Raw genomic sequence first — 20,051 nt, forward strand, 5'->3', positions numbered from 1 at the left:
AAAGACGGATAAACTATTTTACGGCTTGAGGCCGGTGTGAGTGCGCGGGAAGTGTGCCACAGAGATTATACTCGGCATGTTCAGCAGACCCTGTACAAGCCGCTCCCACCCGATGCCGAATCCAGAGGTTCGCTCGTAGTCATCAAACTGCCGTGCACGAATGTACGGCTCATAGTCCTCGCGTGGCAGATTAAAGAGTTCTGCCTTCTCCTCTACGTCTTCAAGATGGGCGACCCGCTCGCCGGTTCCAACCGTCTCTCGGTAGCCCGGCCAGATGAAGTCGGAGTTCTTTGCCACTCGCGGACCGTTGGTATCTTTTTCGGCATGGTAGAACGGCACCTCCAACAGTGGATACTCTTGGACAGCGACGATTTTCCCGTCGAAGAGTTCGGTTAGTCGGACTTCCTCCCAGTCGCCGAAGTGGGCTTCGGTGAACTCCTCGTACTTTTGATCCCCAGTATCTTCGCGGAGCAGCGACAGTGCCTCGTCGAACGATATCCGCCGAACAGGATCGGCCCTCAGTTCCTCCAGTTCCACTATCTCGTCGTGACCGAGGAACTGTTCGAGATCCGACCGGCCTTCATCGAGCAGTCGGTCGAGAATCTTCACGAGAAGTTCCTCAACGATCTCCTCGTTGCGTTCCTGTCCGACCTGACCCTCGTATTCAATGTGGTGGAACTCGGAGAGATGCGTGTTGTCGGCTTCTTCCTTCCGGAACGAGTTGTAGATCGAGTGAACCTGATCGACCCCTTGCTGAGCGAGCGCGAGTTCGAGGTAGACTTGCGAGGACTCCGAGAGGAACGCCGTCTTGTCCATATCGAACCACTCCAGCGTAATTGGGCTGGTGTCTTCCGTGTAGTCGATAGTCTCGGAACCGAACACTGCGCCCGGGGAAGAGATGAGACGGGTGGTTAGCGGCAACAGAGTGTACTTTGAGCCGAGCTCATGGAAGTAGTCTACCGTCGCTTGGTAGATGTGATGATTGACATTCGTGAGGTACGACCAGTGCTCTTGTTCATGAAGTTGATACTGCCGGTCGCCGATTCGCTCGAGGAACCGATCGTCGCCCTGAATGTTTTCTATTGGGTCAAAAACCTTGTTTCCCTCGTAGTTAATCGTTCCATCTTCGTTCGTCGAATATACCATGGTTAAATTTTAGTGTTCTATCAATTAAAATCTTTCCCTGCATCTACATATATGTTTCTTCGGGTCTGTGTACTAATTAGTGGTTTATAGAATTATTAGTGAGTTCGTCTGAAACGCTCGATAGTACACTCGAAACAATACATTTAGTAATTTGGCAACCAATATAATTTATATATAATTCTAATTCGAACAGTATTTTAATGAGTAACGTGAAATAAGTCGATATGAGCGGTTATGACCAGAGTGTAATAGAAGAGAAGTGGCGACAGCGGTGGGAGGAAACCGGTCGCTATCAATCCGACCCCAACGACGGGGAGGATGGAACACTAATCACCGTCCCGTACACGTATCCGAGCGGCGGGATGCACATGGGGCACGCGAGTACATACTCGATTCCGGACGGAATCGCTCGGTATCACCGAATGAAAGGGGAAAACGTCCTTTATCCGATGGGATGGCACGTCACTGGGACGCCGATCGTCGGTGCTGTCAATCGACTGAAAGAGGGCGAAGAAGCCCAAATCTCTACTCTTCGGGATACATACAATGTGCCCGAATCAGACCTCGAGTCCCTCGAAACGCCGATGGGGTTTGCACAGTACTTCATCGAGAACTATTACAAGACAAATCTTCGGGCTCTCGGCGTATCTATCGACTGGCGACGCGAATTCACGACGCACGACGAGCGATACCAGCGATTTATCCAGTGGCAGTACCAAACCCTTCACGATCGAGGGTTGTTGGAGCAGGGACTTCATCCAGTCAAGTACTGCACGAGCGAAGATCAGCCGGTGACGACTCACGACATTCTAGAAGGGGAGCACACGGACTTCCAGGAGTACTCCCTCATCAAGTTCCAAGGCGACGACTTGCTGGATGAGGCAGTCGTTCCAACGGCGACGCTCCGTCCCGAGACGGTTCGCGGAGTGACAAACGTGTACGTGAACCCGGATGCGACGTACGTCCGTGCAGACGTGGACGGCGAGTCGTGGCTCGTCTCGACGGAGGCGGTCGAGAAGCTTCAGATGCAGGCGCACGACGTCTCAATCACGGGAGAGATCCCCGGCGAGGAGTTGGTCGGGTCTCGCCTTACGAATCCAGTCACCGACGAATCGATCCCCGTATTTCCGGGAGAGTTCGTCGACTCAAACGGAGGGACCGGCGTGGTAATGTCGGTTCCAGCCCACAGCCCAGACGACTGGCTGGAGCTACACCGTCTTCAGTCGGACGAAGAGTACTTGGCCGAATACGGTCTTGACCCCGAAGTCGTTCGGTCCATTGAGCCGCAAGCGGTCGTCTCGACGGAGGAGTACGGTGAGATTCCAGCGCGCGACGTCGTCGAACGAAACGACATCTCGTCGGTCGACGATCCCGAGTTGAGCGAAGTCACCGAAACACTGTACGAACGTGAATACCATCAGGGTCGTCTCATAGATGAGTACGACGACAAGTACGCCGGGAAAGTCATCGAAGACGTTCGCGACCAACTCCGTGCGGAATACGAAGCCGATGGAATCGCCGATTCGCTATACGACTTCGCTGAAGAGGTGATCTGTCGGTGTGGTGGCAATGTAGAGGTCGCAAAACAGGAGTCGTGGTTCATCCGGTACAACGACGAATCATGGAAGCAGAAGACGCGCCAAGCGGTCAAACAACTCGAGCCGGTACCTGAAAACACTCGCGAACAGTTCCACCATGCTATCGGTTGGCTGGAAGAGTGGCCCTGCATCCGAAACTTCGGGTTGGGAACGCCGCTTCCAGCCGACGAGGACTTCATCATCGAACCGCTGTCAGACTCGACGATCTATCCAGCGTACTATACTGTCGCCCACCGGTTGCAGGACATTCCACCTGAGGAACTGGACAAAGAGTTCTTCGACGCGCTGTTCTTCGGTCCGGAAGCGGTCGAGGATCCCGACGAGCGTGCCTTGGACCTGCGTCAGGAGTGGCAATACTGGTACCCGGTAAACGTGCGATTATCAGCGAATGATTTGGTCGAGAATCATCTCACGTTCTACCTCTACCACCACGCGGAACTCTTCGAGAAGCCGATGTGGCCAGAGGGAATCACTATAATGGGAATGGGCCTGTTGGAAGGTCGCGGGATGAGCTCTTCAAGCGGGCACGTCGTCCTGCCGGATAACGCTGTCTCGAAGTACGGTGCGGACGCCGTGCGGCTGTTCCTGTTTAACAGCTCGGAACCGTGGCAGGATTTTAATTGGAAAGAAGAATCCGTCTCTTCGGCGCGGGATCAGATCGAGAGCTTCTACCAGCGGGCGATGGAAGTCATCGAGATGCCGGAAGGCGAGCAGTCGTTAGAGCGCATCGACCGGTGGTTACTCTCGAAGCTCCAAGACGCTATCCGGGAGACGACAACGGCGATGGAGGATTACGAGACCCGCTCTGCGAGTCAGACAGCCCTATATCAGATGAACAAACACCTCCGGTGGTATCGACGTCGGACGGACCGTGACCGACCTGGCGCACGCTGGACGCAACGACAGGTGCTGGAAACGCGACTCCGACTTCTTGCGCCCTTCGTCCCGTTCGTCACGAACGAGTTGTACGAGCAATTGGCTGGCGAACCGGTAGAGGATGCGAGTTGGCCGACAGTGAACGAAGAGTTCGATGACGAGCGTGCCAAACTGCAAGAGGAGTTGATTCGAGACTTGACTGACGACATACGTGACATCGCGGAAGTCACCGACACAGACCCCGACACAATCACACTGACGCTCGCCGACAAGTGGAAGCACGAGGTCTTCGAGACCATCGTAGCAGCGGACTTCGAGGTAGACGTGGCGATGGAAGAGTTGATGACCACTGACGAGATGCGCAAACGTGGTGACACAGTCAGCGATCTCGTCACACAGTTCGTCGACCGGTTCCGTGGTCGCGACGAGGCAGAGCTTACGCTGTTGACTGATATAAACGAACGGGGCGTCTACGAATCAGCTGTCGAGTTCCTCGCCAACGAATTTGACGCGAGTGTCGAAATCGATGTCGGTGATGCTCCCGGCACGGAGACGGAGAAAGCAGATCCGTTCCGGCCCGCAATCCACATCGAGTAACGCCACTCGCGATTCATCGTTCACGTCAACCGATCCATCTTCGCACGGAAAACAGCGGATTCAACGGTCGGTCGTCAGTTGTTGACCGAACTGCTGGTGAACAGCTCGGGTTCGTACCCCGGATCCTTGCGATAGACCAACAATGAGTACCGGAGGTGTTGGAGGTTTTCGCGGAATAAAAGCAAGTACTCGCGGTAAGTCTCATTGATCAGTTTGCGGTCGTCTCCATCGAACTCGGAGAGATCACTCTGTTCGAGAATCTCGTCGGCGTATGCTTCGACTGCCGACTCTGGGACGAAATCGAACTCGTATTCGGAATCGTGATACAGCCTGAGATCGGACTGATCGAAGAATTCCCGCCAGTGGTCGCGGGTCGTCACGTCGATGTACGTCCCAATGGCATCACGTACGTCGGCCAACAACTCTTCGTCCGGCTGTCGGACATAGTACATCGGTACTGCGACGAGGAATCCGCCTGAACGAAGGACACGTCGGTACTCTTCAAGTGCAGCCTCGGTATCACCGACGTACGACGTGACGTTACCGACGAATACTACGTCAAACGTTTCATCATCATACGGTAGGTCCGTCGCATCTTCCTGCTCGAATGAGATGTTTTCGTCGGCGTTAAGCTCCTCGGCTCGTCGTTGGGCTTCCGCAAGGCTCTCCTCATTAATGTCGATGGCCGTCACTGAACAGCCGATGAGTCGCGATAGTTCAATGGCAGTGAAGCCGGTACTCGTCCCCACCTCCAATACCTCGTCGTCAACTGTAAGTAGGGTTCGCCGAGCCGCTTCTGTCACAGACTCAATCCCGCCAGGTGGACGGTTCGTCTCGTCGACTATTCCGATGATATCCATGTAATTTGGATTCTCTACACCCATAGTTAGTAGTATTAGACATAATAAATATAACTAACGGTCTATTAATAATAAAGGAAGAGAATGAATCGATCGAGTACATCTGAAGGTCACGGATAGGTTTGATCAGTAGAAGTTATTCATCATGCAATAGATTATATAATCAATAATGTCATAAAACAATGGATATTACTACGGTATTGTGCTCTTTCGATTAGCCAGTTCGTCGTTGCCACGTCCCGATACGACGTTTCAACTATCTCGTGGAGTGTCCCGGTAGAACGCTTGTCGTCATTGATCTGGGAGGTTCGTTCCGAACGATCCTTCTGACGACGAAGATGATAGTTATACTCCGATGAAACTCTCCGAGTACGAATCGTCGGTGTTCGATTTTCGGGCGACAAAGACGCTATTTTTCTGAGATCGTGTGGCTCAAACTACCGTTCACATCCGCTGAGACGTCTTTGACGTAAATAGTCTCCCCATATGAATATTAATTATTATATGCCAACTTTTTATTGTTGTCCGCTCACCCAACCGAATTCTCTATAAAAATCAATATATAGCCACATTATAAATTATTTATTTATGAATGTTGTGGAGACATAGGAGAGACTACATTAGCGACTCAAGACTATACCGACGCGATTGATGGGATGGCAATAACATTAACTGGCGCAGGTAGCCACCTTCAAGCAATGCCAGTTGCCGACGAGGACGAGACCAATCCCTATCTCCGCGATCCGCCGACCGATTTCGAGCCACTCGAGGCGCTCTCGGAGGCCGAGGCCGAGCGGCAGGTCGAACAGTTGCGCGCGGCCGTCCGCGAGCACGACCGCCGGTACTACGTCGAGAGCGAGCCCGTCATCGCCGATCGGACCTACGACGCGCTCTTCGCCCGGCTACGGGAGCTCGAGGCGGAGTTCGACCTCAGCCACCCCGACAGCCCGACGCGAAGCGTCGGCGGCGAACCGATCGAGGAGTTCGAGACGGTCGAGCACGTCGCGCCGATGCTCTCGATCGAGGGGAGCGGCGACGTCGAGGACGTCCGCGAATTCGACGACCGCGTACAGCGGGAGGTCGGCGACGTCCGCTACGTCTGTGAGCCCAAATTCGACGGTGTCTCCATGGAGTTCGTCTACGAGGAGGGGCGTCTCGAGCGCGCGGTCACCCGCGGAGACGGCCGCGAAGGCGACGATGTCACGCGCAACGTGCGCACGATCGGTGCCGTCCCGCAGCACCTCCACGGCGACTATCCCGACTTCCTCGCGGTCAGAGGCGAGGTTTACATGCCCAAAGACGCTTTTCAGGCGTACAACCGCGAGCGCATCGAGCGCGGCGAGGAGCCGTTTGCCAACCCGCGAAACGCCACCGCCGGCACGATTCGACAGCTCGATCCCGCTGTCGTCGCCGAGCGTCCCCTCGCGGTCTTCTACTTCGACGTGCTCGCGGCCAGCGAGCTCGCGGACACCCACCACGCCGAACTCGAGCGGTTCCCCGACTGGGGGCTGCGGGTGACCGATCACGTCGAACTCGCCGCCGACATCGACGCGGCCATCGACTACCGCGACCGCATGCTCGAGGGCCGTGACGAACTGGACTACGAGATCGACGGCACCGTGATCAAGGTCGACGACCGCGAGGCCCGCGAGGAACTCGGCCGGACGGCCCGTCACGACCGCTACGCCTTCGCCTACAAGTTCCCGGCCCGCGCGGAAGTGACGCCCATCGTCGACGTGGCGGTTCAGGTCGGCCGAACCGGCCGACTGACTCCCGTCGCCCTGCTCGAGCCGGTCGACGTCGGCGGCGTCACCGTCTCGCGGGCGAGTCTCCACAACCCCGAGGAGATCGCCGAAAAAAACGTCAATATCGGCGACACGGTTCGGGTCCAGCGTGCGGGCGACGTGATCCCGTACGTCGAGGAGGTCGTCGAGAAAGACAGCGAGGGCCACTACGAACTCCCCGACGCGTGTCCCGTCTGTGACAGCCCGGTCGAGCGCGACGGTCCGATGGCGTTCTGTACCGGCGGCCTGGGCTGTGCCGCTCAGCTGCGCCGGTCGATCGAGTACTACGCCAGCGACGACGGCCTCGATCTCGAGGGACTCGGCGAGCAAAGCGTCCGCCAACTGGTCGACGCCGGATTGCTCGACTCCGTCGCGGACCTCTACGAACTCGAGCGCGAGAACCTCACCGATCTCGAGGGGTGGGGCGAGACCAGCGCCGAGAACCTGCTCGAGGAGATCGACGCCAGCCGCGAGCCGCCGCTGCCGGAGTTCCTCTCCGCGCTGGGCATCCCCCTCGTCGGCCCGACGACGGCTCGCGAACTCGCCCGCGAGTTCGAGACCTTCGAGGCGTTCCGCGAGGCAGCCGAAACCGATCCAGAGCGACTCGAGGGCGTCAGCGATGTGGGCGACACGGTCGCCGAGACGATCCACGAGTTCTTCCTGAGCGAGGCCAACGCCGCCGTCGTCGACGACGTGCTCGAGCACGTCACACCGCAGGCGGTCGCGATCGACACCGGCGACGAACTCGCTGGCCTGACGTTCGTCTTCACCGGCTCGCTCGAGGACATGACCAGAGGCGAGGCACAGGACCTCGTCGAGACCCACGGCGCGAACGCGACGGGCAGTGTCTCGGGCAACACCGACTACCTCGTTGCCGGCGAGAACCCGGGGGCGACGAAGCAGGAAAACGCGCGGGACAACGACGTCCCGATTCTCGATGCCGCCGAGTTCCGAACGCTGCTCGAGGAAAACGGGATCGACCGCGAGTGAGCGCGCCGATCGCCCGACCGAGCCGCCGTCAGCGAGCACCGACGACCGCCGAAGCGGCGCGGGCTATTTGATTCGGACGAGTCGCCCACTCCAGCATTCCTGACAGGTCGTCTCGTTGGTCCCGTACGTACACCCGCAGTTCGAGCACCGATAGATCCGCTGTTCCCTTTTTACCCGATACAACCGCCGTAAGTACGCCTCGAGGCGCTTCACGTGGATCAGTAGCGTGCCAGCTACGACCGCGAACAGTCAGTATCGGAGTATAAGCTTCGTGGTTAGTATAGTGTATATTACAATACTGGCCGGGAGGAGATGGCGATATACGGACGGTCAATAACCGAAGGACGACGACGAACGATGGAGGGACGCGCTCGCCGGTCCCGCCACGCGGAACGGAGAAGCCACTCACTTACCGATCCGGCCGCGAGGAGTGACGACAAACGCGGCCTCACCCGCGACGGCTGAGAACCACGGCGACAGCGATACCCGCGGCGACGACGCCGATCACCGTCGGGACGAGCCGTCCGGAGCCCCAGTCCCAGCCGAGGACCTGCGTGCCGACGATGGCGACGAGTGCGACGGCGACGCCGATCCCCGTGACGATTGGAGACGAGTTCCGGCCGAGCGAGAGCGCCATACTGGAACGGAGGAGGGCCAACATCATAATACCGGGCGTGGAACCGCTCGGTCGCTCAGGCTGGCAACCGCTCGGCGATCACCGCCAGCGACTCGCGTCCCCCGACTTCCCCCTCGAGTTCGGGAAGCGTCACGACCTCGAGGTCCGGAAACGTCGAGCGTACCTCCGCGAGCCGGGCCTCGTGGCGCTCCCGACGCGACCGACAGCGCGGACAGCCCTCGTGGGGGTCCTCGAGGATGCGGTTCACGAGCAGCCGTTCGACCGGCACGCCGGCCTCGCGGAGCCGATCGACGAGCCGTTCGGATTCCGAAATCGCCATCGATTCCGGCGTGAGGACCACGCGAAACTCGGTCCGTGACGGATCGACGAGGAGGTCGCGAGCGCGCTCGAGGCGGGCCTGAAACGCTTCCAGACTCTCGTCTTCGTCGTCGCTGTTGCCGGTCATCATCGACATCGGTCCCAGGACGGCCGTTCGGGCGGCGTTGCCGATCCGCTTTGCCTGCCCGCGAAGCGACCGCGCCGTCTCGAGTGCCAGTCCCATCACCTCGGGCATGTCGAACAGCCGCAGGGTGTGACCCGTCGGCGCGGTGTCGAAGACGATGGTGTCCCACTCGCCCGCGTCGACGTACTCGACCAGTAAATCGAGCGCCGCGATCTCGTCGCTGCCGGCCGGCGCACCCGTCGCGAAGAGCCGTTCGACCTCCGCATCGGACAGACTGATCCCGGCACGCCGGAGGTCCGTGGCCAGCGCCCGCGCCAGTTTCTCGTACCGCTCGCGTTGGGTCTCGGGATCGATCTCGACGGCCCACAGGCCGCCCGTCGGGTCCGCATCCGCGGCGGGTGCCGGCACAGCGTCGCCTCGCTCGCGTACGACGGGAGCCGCGAGTTCGGTCGGTTCCGATCCGATATCGGCCTCGAGCGAGTCGGCGAGCGAGTGCGCGGGATCGGTCGAGACGACGAGCGTCTCCCGGTCGGCGGCGAATTTGAGGGCGGTCGCGGCCGCACAGGTCGTTTTACCGACACCGCCCTTGCCGCCGTAGAAGATGCAGTCGGTCACGGCCGCGCGTACGACGGCTACGACCGTAAACGGAGTCCCCTGCGGAAACCGGGTCACCGACGCGTGCTAGGGACGACCCGCGATGGCTCCGCGGTCAGATGTCGCCGCGATCGAACAGGTAGAGCGCGACGGCGATCGGGACGACGATCCAGAACAACAGGATGACGAGGGAGAACCAGTCCTGCAGATAGAACGGGAGCCCGTTGGGGAAGGCGGCCTCGTTGAACGTCGTCCCGATGTTCTCGCCCGAGAGGCCGCTGAACAGCGTGATGGTGTTCTGATACGCGTTCCCCGGATCGATCATATCGATGAACAGCGCCCAGTCGGGCAACCGAGTCATCTCCTGTTGCTGGCCAGTGAGGGTCGTCCCCGTGTAGCTGACACCGTCGATGTACCCCCGCCGCATCAGGAGTCCCAGTGCGGACTGAATCGAGTTCCAGACGATGTAGAACAGAACGAAGACCCCGAACATCGCCGCACCGGCCATCGTCGTCGACCGCGTCACCGACGAGAGCGAGACGGCGATGCTCATGTACGCCAGTCCGTACAGGATCGTCATCGCCAGGAAGGCGACGTACGCGGGGAACGAGAACTCGGCGACGGCGAACGCGACGGCGAGCATCCCGATGACGAAGCCGATGCCGAGCGACAGCGAGAGGACCGCCGTTCGGCCCAGCAGCTTACCGACGAGGACGTCCTTCCGGGAGTGTGGAAGCGACAGCAAGACCTTGATGCTGCCCGTCTCGCGTTCGCCGGCGATCGACTTCCAGCCGAGCACGAGTGCGATCAGCGGAATGACGAGCTTACAGACCTGACTGATGAGGCTGATAAACCCGAGCGTCGTCAGTTCCTCGGGCTCCGCCCACGCGATGAAGCCGGCCAGGACGGCCATCAGCGTGAAGAAGAACACGCTCAGCCCCCAGAACAGCCACGACCGGATCGAATCCTGGAAGTCCTTCTTCGTGATCGCGCGGACGCTCTCGAGGGTGAGCGAACTCGAGGCCGAGCCGCCCGTGGCCGCCGCTTCGGTTCCGGTCCCGGTCTCGGAGCTCATCGCGCGTGCACCTCCGCGTCCGTCGTGTACGACTGGAAGACATCGTCGAGCGACGCTTCGGTGGTCGAGAAGTCCCGGACCTCGATGCCGCGGTCCTCGAGCGTCGAGAGGACGGCGGTCTTCGAGCCGTCGACCGTGACGACGATAGTCGGCGGCGTCCGGTCCTCGACGGTGGCGTCGCCGACGTCCGGCAGCGATCGGACCGCCTGAAGGGCGTCGTCGTCGATTCGATCGACGGTGACGCGCAGCGTTGTGCCACCCTCGACGGAGTCGCGCAGGCCCTCGACGGAGTCGACGGCGACCATCTCGCCGTCGCGCAGAATGCCGACGCGGTCACAGACCGCCTCGACCTGCTCCATGATGTGACTCGAGAAGAAGACGGTCGCGCCCCGTTCGTTCTCCTCGCGGACGATCTGGCGCATCTCGCGGGCCCCGTTGGGGTCGAGGCCGGTCGAGGGCTCGTCGAGGATCAGCAGGTCGGGGTCGCCGACCAGCGCCATCGCGAGCATGAGTCGCTGGGCCATTCCTTTCGAGTAACCGCCGGCCTTCTTGTCGATGGCGTCGACGAGGCCGACGCGCTCGAGCAGCCGTTCGGGGTCGGTATCGGCGTTTTTGGATTCGATGGCGAACTCGAGATGTTGGCGGGCGGTCAGGCGGTCGTACAGGTCGACGCCTTCGGGGAGGACGCCGGTTCGGTGCCGGATCGCCCGGCTGTGTCGCTGGGCGTCCATCCCGAGGACGCTGACATCGCCGGTCGTCGGTCTGGCGAAGTCGAGCACGATGTTGATCGTCGTCGACTTGCCGGCACCGTTGGGTCCGAGGAAGCCGAACACTTCGCCCTCTTCGACCTGGAAGGATAGATCGTCGAGTGCGAGGGTCTGACCGAAGGATTTGGTCAGATTGTCGACTGTGATAGCGGGCATAGCTGTGTGGTCGCAGCGTTGCCCGAAAAGGGTTGTGACATCACCACTATCGGAACACCTGCCGATATCAGCCGTTTCGACGCCCCTGTCACGTTATTTCTCCGCGCTGCTCGCGGATGAAATACCTATATCGGATCGTCCGGATCGTATCGCTGTGCGGTCCGGTCGACTTCCTCGGCGTATCGCTCCCGGGTCTCCGCGTCGGGCACCGGCTCGAGTTCGGCTTCCGGGATGTCGGTCGCCGCGGTCACCTCGGGTCCGGTCCGCAGCGCCGTCGACGACCGCTGGCGCTGCTGGAACCGCGACCCGTCCGGGGTCGCGTAGACGAGCGTCACGAAGTCCCGATCACCCAGTTCCCGTTCGACGAGCCAGCACTGTACCGTCGAGTCGCTCATACCCAGCGGGTTGGCAGTCGAGCACCGAGAATGTACCGAGTCGGTTCCGCACGAAGGAACAGCTTACTCGGTCGAACGGGCACCGACGTACTTGGCGGTCGGCATCGGAGGAGTGGCAACCACCGATGGCCCGAACCCGACGCGAGCGCGTCGAGCAGTGGCGCGATCACGTCGACGAACTCTGCCACGAGGGGGAGCACGTCGACCACCGGACGGACCTCGCGGACACCACCGTCGCCGTCACGAACCAGCGCGTGCTGGCGTTGCGGGCCGACTCGAGCGACGGGACCTTTCGCCACGTCGACCGGCCGAACGTCGGGACCGTCACCGTCGAGACCAGCGCGCGGTTGAGCCACCTCTGTGCAGGACTCGCCGCGGCGTTCGTCGGGGTCGGCGTCCTCGAGGTAGCGACGAACGGCAGCGGCGCGACGCCGGTTCCGGCCGTCGATCTCGAGGGCGTTTCGGTTCCGGGACCGAACGCGCTGACGCGGCTCGCCGAGAGCGCGGTCGCGGCCGTCGAAACGCTCCTGGTACTGGTCGGGTGGGGCGTACTCCTAGTCGGCGTCGCCGCGCTCGCGCTCGCCGTCGGCCTCGTCGGCTCCTATCTGCGCTCTCGGTCGCGGCGGCTCGTACTCCGGGTGAGCGGCGGCGACGACCTCGTGGTGCCGGTCGGGGACGCCAAACTAGACGACGGAACGGTCGCCGACCTCGAGCGGACGATTCGGCCGGGATCGACGTCGACGCTCGAGGGCGCGGGCCGGAGCGACGGCGAACAAGCGGGCGAGGAGCGGCGCTCCGAGATCGACCGGCCGGCCGGTGACGGGATCGAGGCCGATGAGTCAGGCTGAAGCCTCCCGCGTCCGTAGGCCCGCCGATGAACGCCGATGGGGTTCGCGAGCGCGCCGGATCGTTGCCCCGCGAGCCGGGAGTCTACCAGTTCCGCGAGGGAGAGACGACCCTCTACGTCGGAAAGGCGGTCGATCTGCGCGATCGGGTTCGATCCTACGCCGATCCCCGCAGCGCGCGGATTCGCCGGATGGTCGACCGCGCCGACGACGTGGAAATCGCCGTCACGGACACCGAGACCCAGGCCCTGTTGCTCGAGGCGAACCTGATCAAGCGCCACCAACCCCGCTACAACGTCCGGCTCAAGGACGACAAGTCCTACCCGATGATCCAGGTAACCGCCCACGAGGCCCCGCGGATCGAGATCACCCGCGATCCGGACGGCGAGGCCCGAAGCGCCTCGAACGGGAGTAGCGCGGAACGGAGTTCCGCGGACAGTCACGCAGTGCAACCGCACGACGACGGCGAAACCGCGACCGGAGCCGCGACCGTCTTCGGCCCCTACACCAGCAAGACGGAGGTCGAGACCGTCGTGAAGGCCCTGCGGGAAACGTACGGGATCCGTGGCTGTTCGGACCACAAGTACGCGGGCCGCGAGCGGCCGTGTCTGGACTACGAGATGGGGCTGTGTACCGCGCCCTGCACCCGCGAGATCGACCTCGCGAGTTACGGCGAGGACGTGACCGCCGTCAAACGGTTTCTCGAGGGCGAAACGGGGGTGCTCGCGGATCCGCTACGCCGGGAGATGGAGGCCGCGGCGCAGGACCGGAACTTCGAGCGCGCGGCGAACCTCCGGGATCGGTTGGAAACCGTCGAAGCATTTCACGGCGAGGGCGGCGAGGCAGTCCAGTCGATCGGCGACGAGCGGGGCGTCGACGTCCTCGGCGTCGCTATCGAGGGCGCGGACGCGACCGTCGCCCGACTGCGCGCCGAGGACGGCAAGCTGGTCGATCGGGACCGACACACGCTCGAGGCACCCGGCTCCGCCGGAACGGGGGTCGACGCAGCTGGTCGGACGGACGGCGTGCCGGCCGTGCTCGCCGCCTTCATCGTGCAGTACTACGCCGAGCGCGAACTGCCGGATGCCCTGCTCCTGCCGGAACGCCACGGCGACGAGGAAGTCACAGCCTGGCTCGCAGCCGAGGGCGTCTCGGTCCGGGTCCCGGGCGCGGGCCGGGAGGCGAAGCTCGTCGAACTCGCGTTGAAAAACGCCCGCCGTAACGTCGGTCGGCGTGACGAGTGCGGCATGCTCGCGGACGCCCTCGAGATCGAGTCGGCCCGGCGGATCGAGGGGTTCGACGTGAGCCACGCACAGGGGAAAGCTGCGGTCGGCAGCGACGTCACGTTCGTCGACGGGGGCGCGGAAAAGAGCGACTACCGCCGGAAGAAACTCACCGATCAGAACGACGATTACGACAACATGCGCGCACTGCTCGAGTGGCGCGCCGCTCGCGCCGTCGAGGGCCGCGACGACCGGCCCGACCCCGATCTACTGTTGATCGACGGCGGCGAGGGGCAACTCGAGGCGGCCCGCGACGCGCTCGAGGCGGTCGGCTGGGAGGTGCCGGCGGTCGCGCTGGCGAAGGCCGAGGAGCGCGTGGTCACGCCCGAGCGGTCGTTTTCGTGGCCCAGCGACGCGCCGCACTTGCACCTCCTCCAGCGCGTCCGCGACGAGGCCCACCGGTTCGCCGTGCAGTACCACCAGACCGTCCGCGACGAGGTCACGACCGTGTTAGACGACGTTCAGGGAGTCGGTCCCGAAACGCGCAAACGGCTGTTGGGACGCTTCGGCAGCGTCGAGAACGTCCGCGAGGCGAGCGTCGACGACCTCCGGAGCGTCGAGGGAGTCGGCGAAAAGACGGCGGAAACGATCAAGTCCCGGCTCTAGCGGGCCGTCGAGGACGCCGCCGACGGCGACCGATGTTACAGCCGACCGATTCGGGCACTCGCACGTGCGGAAGGAATATTCGTCCGTACGGTTGATGACACTGATATGGACGACGACGTACCCCGGCGACGCGTTCTCGGTGCCGCCGGCGCGGTCGCGGTCGCCGGCTGTCTCGACACGGACGATTCGGGAGAAACAGCCGACTCGAGGGACACGGGCGACGAGAGAGCCGGTGACGAGGAGGACAGTGACGGCGCGGAGACGACTGAGCCGAGTCCGAACGAGTCAAACGACGCTGCAGAAACGATTCACGAGGGCTACGAGACGACCACGGTCCGGGCCGTAGGGGCCGACGGCGACGAACTCGGGAGGGTGACGGCGGCGATCGCCGACACGGACGATCTTCGGTATCTCGGACTCAGTGACACCGACGAACTGCCGCCCGACCGGGGTATGCTGTTCGTCTTCGGCGCGGTCGCGGAACGGTCCTTCGTCATGCGGGAGATGGACTTCGGCATCGACATCGTCTACGCCGACGCGGACGGGACGATCACCGGCATCCATCACGCGCCGGCACCCGGTCCGGACGAGAACGGGAACGACCAGCACTACCCCGGACGGGGACAGTACGTACTCGAGGTCGCCTACGAGTGGACGAGCGATCACGGCGTCAGCGAAGGGGATGTCCTCGAGTTCGCTCTCGAGGAGTGATCGATCCCGCCGACGGAACAGCCACACCGACCGTTGCGAACGCAAGGAGAGGGCTATCCCACCTGCCGCACCTATGCTACCGCATGGCAAATGACGACGACCTCGACGATCTGCTCGACGACCTCGACAGTCAGGGCGACCTCGAGACCTCCCAGCAAGTCCTGTCGGTCCGAACGGAGAGCCGTCGGTACGACAAGCCGGTGACGATCGTCGAAGGGTTCGATCTCGGACCGGACGAGATCAAATCGATCGCGTCCGACCTCAAGCGGTCGATGGGGACGGGCGGGACCGTCGACGAGGACCGGATCGAACTGCAGGGTGACCACCGGGACCGGGTGCCCGCTCTCCTTCGCGAGCGGGGATTCGACGTTCGCGAGTGACCGGGCGGTCGACGGTCACCAGCGGACGCGACACCACACTCGAGGCCGCTCGCTCGAGTCGCGTGCCCGACCGCTCGAGTCCCGATCGTCGTCCGGTTCCACGGTCCCGTGTCGGCGAGTTATTTATGTCTCACGTTCAATAATGAGGTATGAACGTTCGATCCGCGACGGCCGAGGACTTCGAGGCGATCACGGCCGTCGCTCGCGCCACCTGGCACGATACTTACGACGAACTCGAGGCGGACGTGATCGACCGGACCGTGGATACCTGGTACACCGACGATTCGATGCCGCTCGAGGCCTCCTCGACGGTCGTGTTCGTCGCCGAACGGGCGGGCGACCTCGTCGGGTTCACCCACGCGGTCGCCCAGGGCGAGACCGCCGACATCCTCCGAATGTACGTTCACCCCGATCACCAGGGTGAGGGGATCGGGAGCGAACTCCACGAGCGACTGATGGCGACCCTCGAGACGACCGACGCCGAGCGGGTTCGCGCGTTCGACTTCGCGTTCAACGACACGAGTCGCACCTTCTACGAGGGGTTGGGCTTCCAGCGGACCGACGAGGGCACCGTCGAGATCGACGGTGAGTACTACCCCGAAGCTGTCTACACGCTCGAAATCGACTGACCGGCCCCGGCGGATCGTGCCGTCGCGGACCGGCAACTCGACGCACCGTGGGGAGTCGTCCCGGACCCGCCGGACGGCACCTAACTGAGACGGTGGAATTACTTTGGTAATCGATGACGTACCATCCAGTATGGAGATCAGACCGGCCAACCGCGACGACCGCGAACGGATCAGGAGCGTCGCCCGCGAAACGTGGCACGATACCTACGACGAACTCGACGGCGAGACCATCGATCGGACCATCGACGAGTGGTACGGCGACGAAGCGCTCGAGACGGCGCTCTCGAAGCCGGGTACCGCCTTCCTCGTCGCCGAGATTGACGGGGAGGTCGTCGGCTTCACCCACGGCGTCGTCACCGTGGACGAAGGTGATGTCCTCCGCATGTCCGTGCATCCGGCCTACCAGGGCGAAGGGATCGGGACGGCGCTGTACGAACGGCTCCGCGAGGACCTGCGGGACTTCAACATGGAACGGATGCGGGCGATCGACCTCGCCTCGAACGAGGGAGGTCGGGAGTTCTACGAGGCACACGGGTTCGAGCCGACGGACGAGGACGAGGTCGAGATCGGCGGCGAACAGCGGCGGGAAGTGGTCTACACGCTCGAATTGTGAACCCGCCGTACCGAGCGGGTCGACTCGACGGGCACCGGCGCACGGGATTGGATACCGGCGGCGGATTCGGAGACGTCGTTCGGGGGTGGAGGGGGCGGCGCGCTCGGGCACGAATGTAAGCGATCGTTCGGCGGCGACCTCGACCTTGCAAATTCAGTGCACGGACGCAAGTGAGCGGCCGATGTGTTCCACCGTAGCACGATGGGGACGAAAACGCCGAGCGAGGCCGACATCTTGCGGCCGATCGGAGCAGTGTCGAAAACGTACGTCGCGATGGTCGGGATCGCGGGGCTGGCGCTCGTCGCTTTCCTGATCGGGTGGGCCTACCAACTCCAGCAGGGGTTGGCCGTCACCGCCCTCGGCGACTGGGGCAGCGGCGGCGGCGTGACCTGGGGGGTGTACATCGGCGCGTTCATCTGGTGGGTCGGCATCGCCCACGGCGGGATCATCCTCTCGGCAGCGGTCAGGCTCCTTGGAATGGACCGGTACATGCCCGTGGCGCGACTCGCGGAGTTGCTGACTATCGGCGGCCTCTCCGCGGCGGGCTTCTATATTATCGTCCACCTCGGCCGGCCGGACCGGATGGTCACGAGCGTCATCGGCCACTATCATATCACGGTTCACGCTTCGCCGTTGGTATGGGACGTGACCGTCATCACGGCCTACTTCGTGTTGACGGCGACCTATCTGTCGCTGACGCTGCGCTACGATATCAGCCGACTGCGTGACCAGCTCCCCGACCGTCTCGGGCCGCTGTACAGCGTTCTGACGATCGGCTACACCGAGACGGAAGACCGCGTCGTCGAACGGATGGTCTGGTGGCTCGCGCTGGCGATCATCATCATGGCCCCGCTGTTGCTCCACGGCGGGGTTATCCCGTGGCTCTTCTCGGTGATCCCGACGATGCCGACCTGGTTCGGCGGCGTCCAGGGACCGCAGTTCCTCACCATCGCGCTCACCTCGGCCATCAGCGGGGTGATCATCCTCGCCTATTCGTTCCGGGCCGCCTACGACTGGGATCACATTTTCACCGACGACATCTTCCGCGGATTGCTCCTGTGGCTGGGCTTTTTCTGTCTGCTCTTCCTGTGGCTCCAACTCCAGCAGAACATCACCGGCCTGTTTCAGGCCCCCGTGGACCTGACCCACGCCGCCGTCGCCCGAGCTACCAGCCCGATCTATCTCACCTCGATGTCGCTGGTCTTCCTGACGCTATCGTACATCTTCGCGCAGTCGATCCGGCCGTCGCTGTTCACCAAGAAGCGGGCCGTCGTCTCCGGATTCGCCGTCCTCACCGCGACGATCATGGAGAAGGTGCTGTTCGTCGTCGAGGGATTCCTTCACCCGACCTTCGACATCTACGCCGCGACGCCCGGCACCTACATCCCGAGTCTGATCGAGATCCTGTCGATCATCGGGACCATCGGCATGGTGACGCTCCTCTTCCTCACCGTGTCCAAGGTCGTCCCGGTGGTCGAACTCCACGCGATCGAACACCTGCGCGACGAGCACGAGTAGCGACGGACCGATTCCGACTCGAGCAGGTCGCAAACACCACCCGGTCCACTCCCTCCAATACTACAGTACGCCTGTCCCGATAATCCACGCCTCGCCGATCGGCTTCGGTGTCCTCGTCCGCTCGAAGCGACTACTTAGCCCGAATCCGCCCGCGACCGTCATCACCAGCAACTATTTACCTTATGCTACTAAACCTATTTTTAGAGATGTCTAAATCTCGGTTCGATCGGACTCGAGTATCGAGTGATGCCCAATGAACGAACTCCTCGTGGTCCTCCTCGAGTCGTTACGGGACGGCTACGTTCAAGTGAGCGCGTTCGTCGCAGTCACGGTGCTGGCGTTCGGCCTGCTCCAGTACTGGACCGACGGCGCGGTGATCGGCGCGATCGAGGGCAACGAGCGATTACAGGTGCTGTTCGGCGGAATCCTCGGACTGACACCCGGCTGTGGCGGCGCGATCGTCGTGATGCCGCTGTACGTCCGCGGGACGGTCAGCTTCGGGACCGTCGTCGCGACGCTCGGCGCGACTGCGGGCGATTCGGCGTTCGTCATCCTCGCGCTCGCACCCGAGGCCGCGGTGTATGCCTACGCCATCGCCTTCGCGGCCTCGGTCGCGACCGGCTACCTCGTCGACTCCGTCGGGCTCGGCGTTTCCCGCGTCGACGCCGCCGTCGCACAACTCTCGCCCACCGCGACGCCGGACGGCGGCACCGCGGTCGACGGGGGTATCAGGCCGAACCCCGCCCACGACTACGGCGGCCCCGCACCGACCCACGCCCACGAGAGCGGCCCCGATCGCCACTCGCGAGTACTCACCCCGCTCTCCCATTTCGCACACGTCCTGTGGTGGGTCACCGCCGTCTCGGGGCTCGTCCTCGGAACGCTCTACCTGCTCCGCGGCGGTCCCGAGGTCGCGCTGGTCGCCGACTTCGGCTTCGACGGCCTGTTTACCGTCACCGGCATCGTCGGCGCGGTGCTGTCGCTGTATCTCTACGCGGTCGGCCGCCACTACGTCGGCGAGGGAGAAATCGCCCGGGCTCGAGACTCCTTCGCGTCGGCTTACGATACGCTCACCCACGCGGCGATGGAAACGAGTTTCGTCACCGTCTGGGTGCTCGTGGCCTTCCTCGTCTACGAGTATTTCGTCCTCCTCAGCGGGGTGAACGTCGCGACCCTCGCGGCGACGGCGGGCGTCCTCGCCCCGATCGGCGGCGCGGCGGTCGGGCTGATTCCCGGCTGTGGCCCGCAGATCCTGCTGGCGAGCGTCTACGCCGAGGGCGGACTGCCGTTTTCCGCGCTGACCGCGAACGCGATCTGTCAGGACGGCGATGCCCTGTTCCCGCTGCTGGCCGTCGACGCCAAGGCCGCCATCGTCGCGACGATCTACAACTTCCTGCCCGCCGTCGTCGTCGGCGTCGCGCTCCACTTCCTGTGGGGGCCGGTCTTCGGTATGGCGGAGTTCGGGTTCGGGGTGCTGTGAACCCGGTACGATAGCGGCCGATCGGCGTCGTGCCCGGAGCTACGGTTTGCTGCGAATCGCCTGGGAACG

17 protein-coding genes are annotated in these 20,051 nt (G+C 62.7%); 10 read left to right on the plus strand and 7 right to left on the minus strand.

Features of this window, described 5'->3' with window-relative positions:
- Window positions 1-18 precede the first annotated feature (18 nt).
- Window positions 19-1,146 (minus strand): amino acid--tRNA ligase-related protein, encoded by a 1,128-nt coding sequence (locus ALTAJ2_RS09450; RefSeq protein WP_007109853.1) that lies wholly within the window; start codon window positions 1,144-1,146, stop codon window positions 19-21.
- A 224-nt stretch (window positions 1,147-1,370) separates the two neighbouring features.
- On the opposite strand from ALTAJ2_RS09450, the gene leuS reads away from it, so the two are divergent.
- The gene (gene leuS / locus ALTAJ2_RS09455; RefSeq protein WP_049900602.1) at window positions 1,371-4,217 is read left to right on the plus strand and encodes a leucine--tRNA ligase; all 2,847 of its coding nucleotides are present in this window, start codon (window positions 1,371-1,373) and stop codon (window positions 4,215-4,217) included.
- A 74-nt stretch (window positions 4,218-4,291) separates the two neighbouring features.
- Here leuS and ALTAJ2_RS09460 read toward each other — a convergent pair whose 3' ends face one another.
- Window positions 4,292-5,101: a class I SAM-dependent methyltransferase gene (locus tag ALTAJ2_RS09460; protein ID WP_049900604.1), complete on the minus strand. Its 810-nt coding sequence runs from the start codon at window positions 5,099-5,101 to the stop codon at window positions 4,292-4,294.
- Between the two features lie 674 nt (window positions 5,102-5,775).
- On the opposite strand from ALTAJ2_RS09460, the gene ligA reads away from it, so the two are divergent.
- Window positions 5,776-7,851, plus strand: a complete 2,076-nt coding sequence (ligA, locus tag ALTAJ2_RS09465; protein WP_007109856.1) for an NAD-dependent DNA ligase LigA — start codon at window positions 5,776-5,778, stop codon at window positions 7,849-7,851.
- A gap of 448 nt (window positions 7,852-8,299) precedes the next feature.
- On the opposite strand, the gene ALTAJ2_RS09470 is transcribed toward ligA, so the two are convergent.
- From ALTAJ2_RS09470 to ALTAJ2_RS09490, 5 genes are all read right to left on the minus strand, one after another.
- Window positions 8,300-8,488 carry a hypothetical protein gene (locus tag ALTAJ2_RS09470; protein ID WP_008455852.1) on the minus strand — a complete coding sequence of 63 codons (189 nt, stop codon included), beginning with the start codon at window positions 8,486-8,488 and terminating at the stop codon, window positions 8,300-8,302.
- Between the two features lie 55 nt (window positions 8,489-8,543).
- The gene (locus tag ALTAJ2_RS09475; protein WP_049900635.1) at window positions 8,544-9,545 is read right to left on the minus strand and encodes an ArsA family ATPase; all 1,002 of its coding nucleotides are present in this window, start codon (window positions 9,543-9,545) and stop codon (window positions 8,544-8,546) included.
- Between the two features lie 94 nt (window positions 9,546-9,639).
- Window positions 9,640-10,599, minus strand: coding sequence for an ABC transporter permease (locus ALTAJ2_RS09480; protein ID WP_007109859.1), 960 nt, complete (start codon window positions 10,597-10,599; stop codon window positions 9,640-9,642).
- On the minus strand, window positions 10,596-11,522 hold the full coding sequence (locus ALTAJ2_RS09485) for an ABC transporter ATP-binding protein (protein WP_007109860.1): 927 nt from the start codon (window positions 11,520-11,522) through the stop codon (window positions 10,596-10,598). The genes ALTAJ2_RS09480 and ALTAJ2_RS09485 overlap by 4 nt, the downstream gene beginning before the upstream one ends.
- A 125-nt stretch (window positions 11,523-11,647) precedes the next feature.
- Window positions 11,648-11,917, minus strand: a complete 270-nt coding sequence (locus tag ALTAJ2_RS09490) for a hypothetical protein (RefSeq protein ID WP_007109861.1) — start codon at window positions 11,915-11,917, stop codon at window positions 11,648-11,650.
- 125 nt (window positions 11,918-12,042) lie between these two features.
- On the opposite strand from ALTAJ2_RS09490, the gene ALTAJ2_RS09495 reads away from it, so the two are divergent.
- The 8 genes from ALTAJ2_RS09495 to ALTAJ2_RS09530 all read left to right on the plus strand — a co-directional run bounded on the left by ALTAJ2_RS09495 (window position 12,043) and on the right by ALTAJ2_RS09530 (window position 19,982).
- Window positions 12,043-12,765, plus strand: coding sequence for a hypothetical protein (locus ALTAJ2_RS09495; protein ID WP_007109862.1), 723 nt, complete (start codon window positions 12,043-12,045; stop codon window positions 12,763-12,765).
- 26 nt (window positions 12,766-12,791) lie between these two features.
- Window positions 12,792-14,651: an excinuclease ABC subunit C gene (locus ALTAJ2_RS09500; RefSeq protein WP_007109863.1), complete on the plus strand. Its 1,860-nt coding sequence runs from the start codon at window positions 12,792-12,794 to the stop codon at window positions 14,649-14,651.
- A 105-nt stretch (window positions 14,652-14,756) separates the two neighbouring features.
- On the plus strand, window positions 14,757-15,362 hold the full coding sequence (locus ALTAJ2_RS09505; RefSeq protein ID WP_007109864.1) for a DUF192 domain-containing protein: 606 nt from the start codon (window positions 14,757-14,759) through the stop codon (window positions 15,360-15,362).
- Between the two features lie 83 nt (window positions 15,363-15,445).
- Window positions 15,446-15,742 (plus strand): translation initiation factor, encoded by a 297-nt coding sequence (locus ALTAJ2_RS09510; RefSeq protein WP_007109865.1) that lies wholly within the window; start codon window positions 15,446-15,448, stop codon window positions 15,740-15,742.
- Between the two features lie 149 nt (window positions 15,743-15,891).
- Window positions 15,892-16,371, plus strand: coding sequence for a GNAT family N-acetyltransferase (locus tag ALTAJ2_RS09515; protein WP_007109866.1), 480 nt, complete (start codon window positions 15,892-15,894; stop codon window positions 16,369-16,371).
- Window positions 16,372-16,501: 130 nt separating this feature from the next.
- Entirely contained in the window at window positions 16,502-16,984 is a 483-nt protein-coding gene (locus ALTAJ2_RS09520; protein WP_007109867.1) for a GNAT family N-acetyltransferase, read from the plus strand.
- A 201-nt stretch (window positions 16,985-17,185) separates the two neighbouring features.
- Window positions 17,186-18,502, plus strand: a complete 1,317-nt coding sequence (gene nrfD / locus ALTAJ2_RS09525) for an NrfD/PsrC family molybdoenzyme membrane anchor subunit (RefSeq protein ID WP_050031458.1) — start codon at window positions 17,186-17,188, stop codon at window positions 18,500-18,502.
- Between the two features lie 253 nt (window positions 18,503-18,755).
- Window positions 18,756-19,982 (plus strand): putative manganese transporter, encoded by a 1,227-nt coding sequence (locus ALTAJ2_RS09530; protein WP_007109869.1) that lies wholly within the window; start codon window positions 18,756-18,758, stop codon window positions 19,980-19,982.
- Window positions 19,983-20,051: the final 69 nt, after the last annotated feature.

This window comes from Natrinema altunense (genome assembly GCF_000731985.1).
GTDB classification, from domain to species: domain Archaea; phylum Halobacteriota; class Halobacteria; order Halobacteriales; family Natrialbaceae; genus Natrinema; species Natrinema altunense.

Bases quoted from the DNA above. Each gene is read 5' to 3' on its own strand.
- ALTAJ2_RS09485 (WP_007109860.1), bottom strand. From the start codon at position 11,522: ATGCCCGCTATCACAGTCGACAATCTGACCAAATCCTTCGGTCAGACC.
- ALTAJ2_RS09450 (WP_007109853.1), bottom strand. From the start codon at position 1,146: ATGGTATATTCGACGAACGAAGATGGAACGATTAACTACGAGGGAAAC.
- ALTAJ2_RS09460 (WP_049900604.1), bottom strand. From the start codon at position 5,101: ATGGGTGTAGAGAATCCAAATTACATGGATATCATCGGAATAGTCGAC.
- ligA (WP_007109856.1), top strand. From the start codon at position 5,776: ATGCCAGTTGCCGACGAGGACGAGACCAATCCCTATCTCCGCGATCCG.
- ALTAJ2_RS09505 (WP_007109864.1), top strand. From the start codon at position 14,757: ATGGACGACGACGTACCCCGGCGACGCGTTCTCGGTGCCGCCGGCGCG.
- ALTAJ2_RS09530 (WP_007109869.1), top strand. From the start codon at position 18,756: ATGAACGAACTCCTCGTGGTCCTCCTCGAGTCGTTACGGGACGGCTAC.
- ALTAJ2_RS09490 (WP_007109861.1), bottom strand. From the start codon at position 11,917: ATGAGCGACTCGACGGTACAGTGCTGGCTCGTCGAACGGGAACTGGGT.
- ALTAJ2_RS09515 (WP_007109866.1), top strand. From the start codon at position 15,892: ATGAACGTTCGATCCGCGACGGCCGAGGACTTCGAGGCGATCACGGCC.
- ALTAJ2_RS09480 (WP_007109859.1), bottom strand. From the start codon at position 10,599: ATGAGCTCCGAGACCGGGACCGGAACCGAAGCGGCGGCCACGGGCGGC.
- ALTAJ2_RS09520 (WP_007109867.1), top strand. From the start codon at position 16,502: ATGGAGATCAGACCGGCCAACCGCGACGACCGCGAACGGATCAGGAGC.
- nrfD (WP_050031458.1), top strand. From the start codon at position 17,186: ATGGGGACGAAAACGCCGAGCGAGGCCGACATCTTGCGGCCGATCGGA.
- ALTAJ2_RS09510 (WP_007109865.1), top strand. From the start codon at position 15,446: ATGGCAAATGACGACGACCTCGACGATCTGCTCGACGACCTCGACAGT.
- leuS (WP_049900602.1), top strand. From the start codon at position 1,371: ATGAGCGGTTATGACCAGAGTGTAATAGAAGAGAAGTGGCGACAGCGG.
- ALTAJ2_RS09495 (WP_007109862.1), top strand. From the start codon at position 12,043: ATGGCCCGAACCCGACGCGAGCGCGTCGAGCAGTGGCGCGATCACGTC.
- ALTAJ2_RS09470 (WP_008455852.1), bottom strand. From the start codon at position 8,488: ATGGCGCTCTCGCTCGGCCGGAACTCGTCTCCAATCGTCACGGGGATC.
- ALTAJ2_RS09500 (WP_007109863.1), top strand. From the start codon at position 12,792: ATGAACGCCGATGGGGTTCGCGAGCGCGCCGGATCGTTGCCCCGCGAG.